This is a genomic window from Sphingomonas sp. AP4-R1 (assembly GCF_013113735.1).
Taxonomy (GTDB): domain Bacteria; phylum Pseudomonadota; class Alphaproteobacteria; order Sphingomonadales; family Sphingomonadaceae; genus Sphingomonas_I.
This window is the reverse complement of the sequence record NZ_CP053346.1, coordinates 980,255-991,813: the sequence shown is the minus strand read 5'-3', so window position 1 is coordinate 991,813 and position 11,559 is coordinate 980,255. Positions and strand designations below refer to the sequence as shown.

Below are 11,559 nucleotides of genomic sequence, written 5' to 3'. Positions count from 1 at the left end.
GGCGTTGGAGTCAGACATGCGGCGTGTAGCCCTTCTTCCCGTGATGATGCTGATGGTCGCAACGACCGGCGGCTGCCATAAGCAAGAGGCCGCAGCGCCGCAAGCGACCGCGCCCACCGCCGCCGCTCCGGCCGCCGCGCCGGAGCCGTCGCTGGCCGCGATCACGGACAATCAGGGCAAATATGCGCCCAAGACGAAGTTCGAGGATCTGGCCGACGGATCGGAGAAGACGATCGCCGATTTCAAGGGCAAGCCCTTGCTGGTGAATTTGTGGGCGACGTGGTGCGTCCCCTGCGTGAAGGAGCTCCCCACGCTGGCCAAGCTCTCCACCGCCGAGCCGGACAAGTTGCAGGTGATCGCGATCAGCCAGGATATGCAGGGCGCGAAGGTCGTCACGCCGTTCCTCAAGGACAAGGGCATCGCGATCCACCCCTATCATGATCGCGACAATGCGCTGATGATGGCGCTGAAGGAGGCGTCGCTGCCCGTCTCGATCCTCTACGATGCCGAGGGCAAGGAAGTGTGGCGTATTTCGGGCGATCTCGACTGGACCGGCGCCAAGGCGAAAGAACTGCTCGCGCAGGCCGGCGCCTAATTACTCCCTACGCCACTCCCCGTTTGCCCTGAGCCTGTCGAAGGGCCGTCCTTCTCTTTCTCGTGTGCAGAAAGAAGGGCAGTGCTTCGACAAGCTCAGCACGAACGGGGCAGGGTAGCAGATCGTTCTTGAAATGTTCCGAATGGCCTGACATGATCCGGGGTGGAGGAGCCTCGAATCGTGACCGTCCATCAGCCGGATTTCCCGCCCGGATCGCTCGCCAAACATCGCTATTTCGTCGCCCTGCGCCCGCCAGCCGAGGCGGTGGCGGAGATGGAGCGGATCCAGCGGCGGATCGCGATCGCGGATCGGGTCGCGCCCGCACGGCTGCACATGACGCTCTTCATCACCGAGGATTATGAGAGCGAGCCGTCCGCGCTCGGCGCCCGGATGCACGCCGCGCTGGATCGCGTGCGCGCCGACGCATTCGATCTCGCGCTGGACCGGATCGGCCATCGCGGCGGCAGCCTCGTGCCCGCCTGGGCACCTGCGCTGCGGCGCTTCCAGAAATCCGTGGCAGGGGCGCTGACCGGCGCCGGGATCGCCCCGCGCAAGGAGTGGGCGTTCAACCCGCACGTCACGCTCGGCTACGATGCCTTGCCCGCCTTCGCCGGCCGCCCGATCGATCCGATCGCCTGGCGCGCGCAGGATTTCGTCCTGATCCACAGCCTGCTGCGCCTGACCATGCATCGCACGCTGGGCCGCTGGCAGTTGATCGAGCAGCCGCGCTTGTTGTGAAGGGCTGCTCTTGGGGACGCGGACCTAGCTCCCCTCCCTGGAAGGGAGGGGTTGGGGGTGGGTGGAAGCTCGCGAGACGGCTCGAAGGATCGTGTCGACCACACCCTCGAGATGATCGCGTACCTCGTTGTTCCAGAAGCGCAAAACAGTCCAACCCTGCTGCTCCAGATGAGCGGTCCGAGCGGCATCCTCCTCGGTCCGGCTGGAATGCTGCCCTCCATCAAGCTCGATGGCTATCCGTGCGGACCGGCAGGCGAAATCGACAACATATCGATCGATCGCCAACTGGCGCGTGAAGCGGGGCCTGCTCTCGCGCAAGGCCGACCATAACAGCCGCTCTTCGAACGTTGCCTCGCGTCGGAGGCGCCGCGCATTGTTTGTCGTCTCGGGCGGTATGCACTGCACCCGCCCATCCTATCAGCGGTAGCGCGAGCTTCCACCTACCCCCGACCCCTCCCTTCCAGGGAGGGGAGGAGGAACGTCGGCAACCGGGGCTAAGGTCGTCGAACCTTCTCCCGTCATCCCAGCGAAGGCTAGGATCCATGTCTATCAGCACAAAACTATCTGATCGCCGAAGCAGAGAGAGATGCCAGCCTGCGCTGGCATGACGACGAGTGGACGTGGTGCAGGTAGGGCGCAGCCCCGCGAAAGCGTCAGCGAAGCGTGCCCCTTTTCTCCGCCCCGAACTGCCCAAGCCCCTTGTCCGTCCCGGACAACCGATCCCACAGGCGGAAGTACAGCCCGTAATTGCAGCGATATTGCTCGTGGTGGCGCTGGTGGTGGCTCGCCGTGATCAGCCAGCGGCCCGCCGGCCCCTCCACCAGAGCGCGCGGAAACATCTCCCAACCCATATGATTGGTGACGCCCATCACCGTCATGATCGTCAGCACCACGCCCAGCGCGCCGACATGGATCGGCACGAGGAAGACGAGCGCGGGGATCACGATCGCGCCGGTCAGCGCCTCCCACGGATGAAAGCTCATCGCCGCCCAGGCGGTCGGCGGGCGGCTGGCGTGATGGACCGCATGCATCAGCCGGAACAGGCGCGGCTCGTGCATCGCGCGGTGCGTCCAATAGAACCAGGTATCGTGCGCGAGCAGATAAACGAGCACCGAGACGGGCATCCACCAGAGCGGATAGGCATGCGCATCCTCATAGATCCGCGTCCAGCCGCGCTGCTGCCAGCCCCACGCCACGATCCCGGCCGGCACGCCGTAAATGGCGGCGGAGGCGAGGCTCCAGCCGATCTCGCGCAGGATCTGCGGGCGCTGGCCGGCATAAAGGCCCGGCTGGCGCAGCTTCGTCGCCCAGGCGAAGCCCGCGCTCGCGATCAGATAGCGCACGCCCACGATCAAAGTCATCGCCAGCGCGGACAGAAAGAGGGCGACGATGATCTCCATCGCCGCCCTCCTAGAGCCATTTCCCACCGGGCGAAATGACCTGCCGCGACGATCGGATCAGGCGCGGAGCCCGATCCGGTCGCCGCGTCGTGCGGTTCAGGCGAACGCCGTCACGCGGCGGCGGCGCATCGCCCCGCCGAGCAGGCCGAAGCCCGCCACCATCATCGCCCAGGTGCCGGTTTCGGGCACGGCCGACGCGGTGATCGCGGTCAGGCTCAGATCGTCGATCGCCATGCCGTCATTCGTGCCGGGCGAGATGGTGCTGTCGGTCCAGCGGATGGCGAAGCTGGAGCCCGCGCTGATCGACAGGCCGGAGATGATCGCGGCGATGTCGGTGGAAACGGTGTTGCCGTCCACGGCGCCACTGCCGGTGCCCGGCGAGACGAAATCGAGCGCGTCGAAATTCACCCAGCCCGTCGACGAGAGCGAGGTCGGCGTGCCGACATAATAGCTGAAGTTCAGCGCATCGCCCGAATTGGAGCCACGGCGCCACAGCTCGCCCGTGTAATCGAGCGACAGGCCCGTGATCGTCGCGCCGGTATCGTTGGTGAAGAAGGCGCCGAAATAGATCGGGTTGACGGTGCCGCTGGTGAGGCTGCCGAGCGCGCGATCGCTGCTGCCGGCCGCACCGAAGCTGTAGGCGCCGCCCGCATTGTTGCTGCCGGTGCCGACGATATAGCGGCCGTCGGCGGCGGCGCCGGTGCCGTTCTCGGTGATCTGCCAGCCGGTGGGCAGCGCCGTGTAGCTGCTGGTGCCGGTCGCGGTCAGCGTGTCGAAATTCTGGGTGTAGGGGCTGGTGCCGAGGCTGATGGCGGTCGGCGTGGGGGAGGATCCGGCGGCCAGAGCGGCCGAACCGGCGACGATCGAAAGGGCAGCGGCCACGAACCGGCCGGCCAGCATAATGCTCATGAAAACAATATCCTCGTTTGAAGCGGCTGGTCGCTGCTAGAGGCGTTTCATTGCGGTTCGGCGGCAGGTTAACGACAAATGAACCTTATTTTTCGCGAGGAAGCCCGCTTTCTCGCGTGGTGAGGAAGGGCTAGGGAGAACGCTATGGCGCGACCCGTGGACCTGTTGATCGCCGGCGGCGGGCTGGCGGGGGGATTGCTCGCGCTCGCCATCCGCGCGCGGCGCCCCGGCACGCGCGTGATGCTCGTCGAAAGCGGCGAGCGGATCGGCGGGAATCACATCTGGTCCTTCTTCGGCAGCGATATCGCGCCGGAAGATATGGGGCTGGTCGCGCCGCTCATCTGCCACAGCTGGGAAGGCTATGACGTCGCCTTCCCGCGCTACGCCCGTTCGATCCCGAACGCGTATCACTCGATCGAATCCGAGCGGCTGGACGCCGTCGTCCGCACCGCGCTTCCCCCTGAGGATCTCGTCACCGGCGCGCGCGTGATGGCGGTGGATCGCGGAGGCGTGACGCTGGTGGACGGCAGCCGGATCGAGGCGGAATCCTGCATCGATGCGCGCGGTGCGCGCGATCTCTCCGCGCTGGAGCTGGGCTGGCAGAAGTTCGTCGGGCAGTTGCTCGTGCTGGATCGCCCGCACGGGCTCACCCGGCCGACGATCATGGACGCCACGGTCGATCAGGCGGACGGCTATCGCTTCGTCTATCTGCTGCCCTTCGGCCCCGATCGCCTCTTCGTCGAGGATACCTATTACACCACCGGCGCCGAGCTGGACGTGCCCGCCATCCGCACCCGCATCGCCGATTATGCCGCCGCGCGCGGCTGGAGCGTCCGCGCGGTGGAGCGGGAGGAGGCGGCCGCACTCCCCATCGCCACCGGCGGCAATTTCGAGCTTCTGTGGCGCACCGGCCCGCAATGGATCGGCAAGATCGGCATGGGCGCTGGCCTGTTCCAGCCGATGACCGGCTATTCGCTGCCCGATGCGGTGCGGACGGCCTCTCTGGTGGCGTCGCTGCCCAGTCTGGAAGTGCATGCGCTGCATGAGGCGCTGCGCGTCCACGCCGAAAAGGCATGGAAGGAGCGCGGTTATTATCGCCTGCTCGCACGGATGCTGTTCCGCGCGGCGGCGCCGGCCGATCGCTACAGGATGCTCGAGCGTTTCTATGCGCTCGATGGAAAGCTGATCGCGCGCTTCTATGCCGGCCAGTCGACCGGGCTGGACAAGGCCCGCATCATGTGCGGAAAGCCCCCTGTGCCGCTGGGACGGGCCATGCGCGTGATCTTGGGGGGATGAAGTCTATGGCAGCGCGCACGGCGGCGGTGATCGGCGCCGGATTCGGCGGGCTGGCGCTTGCCATCCGCCTGCAATCGGCGGGGATCGCCACCACGCTGATCGAGGCGCGCGATCGTCCGGGCGGGCGCGCCTATCGCTGGCAGCGCGAGGGCTTCACCTTCGATGCCGGCCCCACCGTGATCACCGATCCGGCCTGCCTGCAGGAATTGTGGGGCCTCTCCGGCCAGTCGATCGATCGCGACGTGACGCTGCAGCCGGTGATGCCTTTCTATCGGCTCAACTGGCCCGACGGCACGAACTTCGATTATTCGAACGACGAGCCCGCTTTGCAGGCCGAGATCGAGCGCATGTGCCCCGGCGATCTGGCGGGCTACCGCCGCTTCCTCGATTATTCGGCGGGCGTCTATCACGAGGGCTATGAGAAGCTCGGCGCGCACGCCTTCCTCGATTTCGCGAGCATGATCAAAGCCGCGCCCGCGCTTGCCCAATATCAGGCGTGGCGCTCGGTCTATTCGATGGTGTCGTCCTTCGTGAAGGACGAGCGGCTGCGGCAGACGCTGTCGTTCCATACGCTTCTGGTCGGCGGCAATCCGATGACGACCAGCTCCATCTACGCGCTGATCCACAAGCTGGAGAAAGCCGGCGGCGTCTGGTTCGCCAAGGGCGGCACCAGCGCGCTGGTGGATGGCATGGTGGCCCTGTTCGAGCGGCTGGGCGGCACGATCCGCGTCGGCGATCCGGTCGAGGAGATCGCGACGCTGGGCGACCGCGTGACCGGCGTCCGCACGAAGAGCGGCTGGAGCGCGAAGTTCGATGCGGTCGCCTCCAATGCCGATCTGATGCACAGCTATCGCGATCTGCTCGGCGGATCGGGGCGCGGGCGGCGTGTGGCCAGGTCGCTGGAGCGCAAGCGCTGGTCGCCTTCGCTCTTCGTCGTCCATTTCGGGATCAAGGGCACGTGGCCGGGCATTCCGCACCACATGATCCTGTTCGGCCCGCGCTATGGCGGCCTGCTTCACGACATTTACGAAACCGGCGTGCTGCCCGCCGATTTCTCGCTCTATCTGCATCACCCGACCGTCACCGATCCGTCGCTGGCGCCGGAGGGCTGCTCGACCTTCTATGCGCTCGCGCCCGTGCCGCATCTCGGCAAGCTGCCGATCGACTGGGAGCAGATGAAGGAGGCCTATGCCGATCGCATCCTGGCGGAAATCGAGCGGCGCCTGATCCCGGACATCCAGGCGCGGATCGTCACGCGCTTCTGCTACACGCCGGAGGATTTCCGGGGCGATCTCGCCGCGCATCTCGGCTCGGCCTTCAGTCTGGAGCCGCTGCTGACCCAGTCCGCCTGGTTTCGCACGCACAATCGCGACGATGCGATCCCGAACCTGTATTTCGTCGGCGCCGGCACGCATCCGGGCGCGGGCATTCCCGGCGTCGTCGGATCGGCCAAGGCCACGGCGCGTCTCATGCTGGAGGATTTGCGGTGAGTGTCAAAGGAGCCGTTCGTGCTGAGCGAAGTCGAAGCACGTGCTGCATAGGTTGCCGCTTGCAGCACGTGCTTCGACTTCGCTCAGCACGAACGGATAGTGATGCTGGAGTAGCAGAAGCATGAAGCGCCTCGCAGTCTATTGCGGTTCGGCCACGCCGGCCGATTCCCGCTATGTCGAGAACGCCGCCGAAGTCGGGCGCACGCTGGCCGAGCGCGGCATCGGCGTCGTCTATGGCGGCGGGCGGCTCGGGCTGATGGGCGCGGTCGCGGACGGCGCGCTGGCGGCGGGCGGAGAGGTGATCGGCGTGATCCCCAAGGCCTTGGTCGATGCCGAGGTCGCGCATCGCGGCCTCACCGAGCTGCACGTCGTCGACACGATGCACCAGCGCAAGAAGGCCTTCACCGATCTGTCGGACGGCTTCGTCACGCTTCCCGGCGGCACCGGCACGATGGACGAATTGTGGGAGGCGATGAGCTGGGCGCAGATCGGCTATCACGCCAAGCCCGTCGGCCTGCTCAACGTGGCCGGCTATTATGATGGCCTGCTCACCTTCGTGCGGACGATGGGCGAGGTGGGGTTCCTGCGGCCCCAGCATCAGGATCTGTTGATCGCGGCGGATACGCTCGACGATCTGCTCGCGCGCATGGCCGCGCACCAACCGATCCGCACCGTGGGCCAGATGAAAGCGGCCGAACTCTGAGCACGGATCGCGCCGCGCTTGTTCGGTTCGCACGCGAGTCGATCGCGCGGGGCTCCAAGTCCTTCGCGATGGCGTCGAAATTGTTCGATCCGCAGACGCGCGATCGGGCGTGGCTGCTCTATGCCTGGTGCCGCGCCTGCGACGATATCGCCGACGGGCAGGATCATGGCCATGGCATGACGCGCCTGTCCGACGGGCCCGAGCGGATCGCACGCATCCGGGCGCTCACCGCCGATGCGCTGGCGGGCAAGGCGACGGGCGAACCCGCCTTCGATGCCCTGGGCCTCGTCGCGGCCGAATGCGGGATTCCGCACTGGCTACCGTTCGACGTGATCGATGGTTTCGCGCTGGATGGCGAGGGCTGGAGCCCGCGCACGGCCGACGATCTCCTGCGCTATTGCTATCATGTCGCGGGCGCGGTCGGCGTGATGATGGCGATCGTGATGGGCGTGCCCGCTGGGGACGAGGCGACGCTGGACCGCGCCTGCGATCTCGGCCTCGCTTTCCAGCTCGCCAATATCGCCCGCGATCTGAGCGAGGATGATGCGGTCGGCCGCTGCTATCTTCCGGCCGAATGGCTGGCGGAGCTGGATGTCCCCCCCGGCGAACATATGCGTCCCGCGCACCGCGCCGGCCTCGTCTCGCTCGCGCGGCTGCTGACCGATCAGGCCGCGCGGTACGAGGCGAGCGCGCGCATCGGCGCGTATGCGCTGCCGTTCCGCGCACGCTGGGCGGTGCTGGCGGCGGCGGACATCTATGGCGGGATCGGTCGCGCGGTGGCGCAGGCGGGCGCGCACGCCTGGGATCATCGCGTGTCGACCTCCAAATGGTCGAAGCTCGCCGCGGTCTTCCGCGCGTGGCGCCTCGCCCGTCAGGCCGCACCTGATCCCCTGCCGCCCCGGCCCGATACGCTCTGGACGCGCCCACGCCGGTAAGGCACGGAAGCGGGATGCGAAATAAGCGCCTGATTACGTTGATCTTTTCTGGATTGTTGCTGATGCTTGCCGGAGTGTTTCCGGTGAGCCCCGCGTCGGCCCGGACCGAGCATGACGAGCAGCTCTGGGCCAATTTCACCGTGATCGGGAACGTCAACAAATTCGCTTATTTCGTCGAGGCGCAGCCCCGCATCGGCAACGGCATCAGCCGCACGCAGCAGCTCCTTCTGCGCCCCGCCGTCGGCTATCGCCTCACCGATACGGTCACCGCCTATGTCGGCTATGCGCATGTGTTCCTGCCGATCGAGAATGGCCGCGATCGCAACGAGGAGCGCATCTTCGGCCAGCTCAACTGGGCCTTGCCGAAGGTGGCGGGCGGCAGCGGACTGCTGCGCACGCGGATCGAGCGTCGCACCCTGTCGCATGGCGAGGATACGGGTTGGCGCCTGCGCCAGCTCGTCCGTTACGTCCATCCGCTCGGCAATCCCAAGCATGCGCGCCCGCTGATCCAGATCGAGGGATTCGTCGCGCTCAACAAGACCGATTGGGGCGCCCGCGACGGCTTCGATCAGCTCCGCACCTTGGTGGGCTTCGAAGTGCCCCTATTCGGGCGCTCGACGATGGACGTCGGCTATCAGAATCAGACGATCAACGATCCCGGCGGCCGCATCCGGATGAACCATACCGCCGCCTTCACCTTCTGGATCCGCCCCTGACGCCTCTTTTGCGGCGCAGCATCGCCCGCTAGGCTGGGGAAGGGGAGGCCCCGACCACCTTGTCCGTTCGTGCTGAGCCTGTCGAAGCACCGTCCTTCCTCTTCGTCAGCAAGAGAGAAGAACAGCCCTTCGACAGGCTCAGGGCGAACGGGTGGGGCGGGCCGTATATCATTCAGGGAGGGCTGCTCGTGCGCCAGATTGCTCGTGTTTCGATAGGGATGGGCCTGCTCGGCCTGGCGCTTCCCGCGGCCGCCGCCGAGCCGGAGAAACGCATCGCCGTCATCTCCGCGTTCGAGCCGGAGTGGATCGCTCTGCAGAAGGCGATGACCGGCACGTCCGAGCAGGTGATCAACGGCAATCGTTTCCTTCTCGGCACGCTCGGCGGCAAGAAGGTGGTGCTGTTCCTGAGCGGCGTCAGCATGACGAACGCGGCGATGACGACGCAGCTCGCGCTGGATCGCTTCCCGGTCAAAAGCATCGTCTTTTCCGGTGTCGCCGGGGGCATCGATCCCAAGCTGGACGTGGGCGATGTCGTCGTCGCCGACACGTGGGCCGAATATCTGGAAAGCGCGTTCGGGCGAAAGACCGCCGATGGCTTCGTGCCCCCGCATCGCGACGATGGCGCGGCGAATCTCGCCAGTTACGGGATGATGTTCCCGCGCACGGTCGGCGTCGTGCGCGCCGGCAATCCGCGCTACGAGCGGCGCGTGTGGTTCGATGCCGATCCGGCCATGCTGGCGGTGGCGAAGGCGATGCCGCCGGTTACTCTCAAGCGCTGTTCCGATTCCCTGTGCCTGAAGGCGCAGCCCCGCGTGATCGTGGGCGGGCATGGCGTGTCGGGGCCGGTGTTCATGGATAATGCCGAATATCGGCAATATCTGTTCAAGACGTTCGACGCGCAGGTGCTGGATATGGAGACGGCGGCGGTCGCCCACGTCGCCTATTCGAACGCCGTGCCGTTCATCGCCTTCCGCAGCCTCTCCGATCTGGCCGGCGGTGATCCGGGCGAGAATCAGGCGCGCGCTTTCTATCCGCTGGCGAGCGAAAACAGCGCGCTGGTGGTGACGGCGTTCTTGAAGGCCTTGCCGGAATAAGGCCTGCCTAAAAAAACCCGTTCGTCCTTCGACTTCGCTCATGACGAACGGGAGAAGGATCAGGCCGCGATCGCCTCGCGCTCGGCCTCGTCCTGCGTGGGCAGGCGGATCAGATAATCGAAGGCCGAAAGCGCCGCCGTCGATCCCGCGCCCATCGCGATCACGATCTGCTTGTAGGGCACGGTCGTGCAGTCGCCCGCCGCGAAGATGCCCGGCTGCGAGGTTTCGCCGCGCGCGTCGATCTCGATCTCGCCACGCGGGGAGAGCGCCACCGTGTCGCGCAGGAATTCGGTGTTGGGCACAAGCCCGATCTGGACGAAGATGCCCTCCAGCTCGATCTCGTGCACCGTCCCGTGGTTGCGGTCCTTGTAGACGAGCGCGTTCACCTTCTCGCCGTCGCCCTTCACCTCGGTGGTGAGCGCGGACGTGATGATCTTCACGTTGGGCAGGCTGGCCAGCTTGCGCTGCAGCACCGCATCGGCGCGCAGATCGCTGTCATATTCGATCAGCGTCACATGCGCCACGATGCCGGCCAGATCGATCGCCGCCTCGACGCCCGAATTGCCGCCGCCGATCACGGCCACGCGCTTGCCCTTGAAGAGCGGGCCGTCGCAGTGCGGGCAATAGGCCACGCCCTTGTTCTTGTACGTGTCCTCGCCGGGCACGCCCATCTGCCGCCAGCGCGCGCCGGTGGAGAGGATGATCGTGCGCGCCTTCAGGCTCGCGCCATTTTCCAGCACCACTTCGTGCAGGCCGCCCTCGCTCTTCGCGGGGATCAGCTTCTGCGCCTTCTGCAGGTTCATGATGTCCACGTCATAGTCCTTGACGTGCTGCTCCAGATGCGCGGCGAGCTTGGGCCCTTCCGTGTGCGAGACGGAGATGAAATTCTCGATCGCCATCGTGTCGAGCACCTGCCCGCCGAAGCGCTCGGCGGCGATGCCGGTGCGGATGCCCTTGCGCGCGGTGTAGATCGCCGCGGCCGCCCCGGCGGGGCCGCCGCCGACCACCAGCACGTCGAACGGATCCTTGGCCTTTATCTTCTCGGCGGCTTTGGCGGTGGCGCCGCTGTCGATCTTGGCGACGATCTGCTCCATCTCCATCCGGCCCTGGCCGAACAGTTCGCCGTTCAGGAAGATGGTGGGCACGGCCATCACCTTGCGCTCGTTCACCTCGTCCTGAAACAGGCCGCCCTCGATCGCGACATGGCTGATGCGCGGGTTCAGCACGCTCATCAGGTTCAGCGCCTGCACCACGTCGGGGCAATTCTGGCACGAGAGCGAGAAATAGGTCTCGAACGCGAAATCGCCGTCGAGGCCCTTCACTTGCTCGATCAGGTCCTGCGCGGCCTTGGACGGATGACCGCCCACCTGCAGCAGCGCCAGAACGAGGCTGGTGAATTCATGGCCCATCGGGATGCCGGCGAAGCGCACGCCGATCTCGGTGCCGACGCGGCGGATCAGGAAGCTGGGCTTGCGGGCGTTGTCGTCCGCGCGGACGAAGGAAACCTTGTCCGGCGCGAGGCCGGCGATCTGGATCAGCAGGTCACGGAGCTCGACCGATTTGGGCGCGTCGTCCAGCGACGCCACCAGCTCGATCGGCTGACGGATGTTCGCGAGATAGGCCTTCAACTGGCCCTGCAGATTGGCGTCCAACATGGGGAACTCCGGTTACGCTAAATGGGGG

The 11,559-nt window shown here is 66.3% G+C and carries 12 protein-coding genes; 8 read left to right on the top strand and 4 right to left on the bottom strand.

The genetic code is table 11. The features are described 5' to 3' along the window. The first annotated feature begins 16 nt into the window (after positions 1-16). Both HL653_RS04805 and HL653_RS04800 read left to right on the top strand, forming a co-directional pair. The gene (locus HL653_RS04805; RefSeq protein WP_171743510.1) at positions 17-595 is read left to right on the top strand and encodes a TlpA disulfide reductase family protein; all 579 of its coding nucleotides are present in this window, start codon (positions 17-19) and stop codon (positions 593-595) included. Between the two features lie 180 nt (positions 596-775). Next, positions 776-1,333 (top strand): 2'-5' RNA ligase family protein, encoded by a 558-nt coding sequence (locus tag HL653_RS04800; RefSeq protein WP_171743509.1) that lies wholly within the window; start codon positions 776-778, stop codon positions 1,331-1,333. A gap of 24 nt (positions 1,334-1,357) precedes the next feature. Here the strand turns inward: HL653_RS04800 and HL653_RS04795 are convergent, their stop codons facing one another. The 3 genes from HL653_RS04795 to HL653_RS04785 all read right to left on the bottom strand — a co-directional run bounded on the left by HL653_RS04795 (position 1,358) and on the right by HL653_RS04785 (position 3,642). Continuing rightward, positions 1,358-1,738 (bottom strand): endonuclease domain-containing protein, encoded by a 381-nt coding sequence (locus HL653_RS04795; protein ID WP_171743508.1) that lies wholly within the window; start codon positions 1,736-1,738, stop codon positions 1,358-1,360. A gap of 248 nt (positions 1,739-1,986) precedes the next feature. Further along, positions 1,987-2,727, bottom strand: coding sequence for a sterol desaturase family protein (locus HL653_RS04790; RefSeq protein WP_171746781.1), 741 nt, complete (start codon positions 2,725-2,727; stop codon positions 1,987-1,989). A gap of 102 nt (positions 2,728-2,829) precedes the next feature. Continuing rightward, on the bottom strand, positions 2,830-3,642 hold the full coding sequence (locus HL653_RS04785; RefSeq protein WP_253717550.1) for a PEPxxWA-CTERM sorting domain-containing protein: 813 nt from the start codon (positions 3,640-3,642) through the stop codon (positions 2,830-2,832). A gap of 144 nt (positions 3,643-3,786) precedes the next feature. On the opposite strand from HL653_RS04785, the gene crtY reads away from it, so the two are divergent. The 6 genes from crtY (at position 3,787) to HL653_RS04755 (ending at position 9,876) form a co-directional block, all read left to right on the top strand. Then, positions 3,787-4,938 (top strand): lycopene beta-cyclase CrtY, encoded by a 1,152-nt coding sequence (gene crtY / locus HL653_RS04780; protein WP_171743507.1) that lies wholly within the window; start codon positions 3,787-3,789, stop codon positions 4,936-4,938. Between the two features lie 5 nt (positions 4,939-4,943). Beyond that, on the top strand, positions 4,944-6,428 hold the full coding sequence (locus HL653_RS04775) for a phytoene desaturase (RefSeq protein ID WP_171743506.1): 1,485 nt from the start codon (positions 4,944-4,946) through the stop codon (positions 6,426-6,428). A gap of 121 nt (positions 6,429-6,549) precedes the next feature. Next, positions 6,550-7,131 (top strand): TIGR00730 family Rossman fold protein, encoded by a 582-nt coding sequence (locus HL653_RS04770; protein ID WP_171743505.1) that lies wholly within the window; start codon positions 6,550-6,552, stop codon positions 7,129-7,131. 68 nt (positions 7,132-7,199) lie between these two features. Beyond that, on the top strand, positions 7,200-8,066 hold the full coding sequence (locus HL653_RS04765; RefSeq protein ID WP_171743504.1) for a phytoene/squalene synthase family protein: 867 nt from the start codon (positions 7,200-7,202) through the stop codon (positions 8,064-8,066). Positions 8,067-8,128: 62 nt separating this feature from the next. Then, on the top strand, positions 8,129-8,782 hold the full coding sequence (locus HL653_RS04760) for a DUF2490 domain-containing protein (RefSeq protein WP_253717548.1): 654 nt from the start codon (positions 8,129-8,131) through the stop codon (positions 8,780-8,782). Between the two features lie 188 nt (positions 8,783-8,970). Continuing rightward, positions 8,971-9,876: a 5'-methylthioadenosine/S-adenosylhomocysteine nucleosidase gene (locus tag HL653_RS04755; RefSeq protein WP_253717540.1), complete on the top strand. Its 906-nt coding sequence runs from the start codon at positions 8,971-8,973 to the stop codon at positions 9,874-9,876. A gap of 59 nt (positions 9,877-9,935) precedes the next feature. On the opposite strand, the gene ahpF is transcribed toward HL653_RS04755, so the two are convergent. Next, complete coding sequence (gene ahpF, locus HL653_RS04750; RefSeq protein ID WP_171743502.1) at positions 9,936-11,531, bottom strand: alkyl hydroperoxide reductase subunit F; 1,596 nt, start codon at positions 11,529-11,531, stop codon at positions 9,936-9,938. Positions 11,532-11,559: the final 28 nt, after the last annotated feature.

Excerpts from the sequence above, each read along its gene's own strand:
- HL653_RS04805 (WP_171743510.1), top strand. The coding sequence starts at position 17 with ATGCGGCGTGTAGCCCTTCTTCCCGTGATGATGCTGATGGTCGCAACG.
- HL653_RS04785 (WP_253717550.1), bottom strand. The coding sequence starts at position 3,642 with ATGAGCATTATGCTGGCCGGCCGGTTCGTGGCCGCTGCCCTTTCGATC.
- crtY (WP_171743507.1), top strand. The coding sequence starts at position 3,787 with ATGGCGCGACCCGTGGACCTGTTGATCGCCGGCGGCGGGCTGGCGGGG.
- HL653_RS04775 (WP_171743506.1), top strand. The coding sequence starts at position 4,944 with ATGGCAGCGCGCACGGCGGCGGTGATCGGCGCCGGATTCGGCGGGCTG.
- HL653_RS04770 (WP_171743505.1), top strand. The coding sequence starts at position 6,550 with ATGAAGCGCCTCGCAGTCTATTGCGGTTCGGCCACGCCGGCCGATTCC.
- HL653_RS04765 (WP_171743504.1), top strand. The coding sequence starts at position 7,200 with ATGGCGTCGAAATTGTTCGATCCGCAGACGCGCGATCGGGCGTGGCTG.
- HL653_RS04760 (WP_253717548.1), top strand. The coding sequence starts at position 8,129 with ATGCTTGCCGGAGTGTTTCCGGTGAGCCCCGCGTCGGCCCGGACCGAG.
- ahpF (WP_171743502.1), bottom strand. The coding sequence starts at position 11,531 with ATGTTGGACGCCAATCTGCAGGGCCAGTTGAAGGCCTATCTCGCGAAC.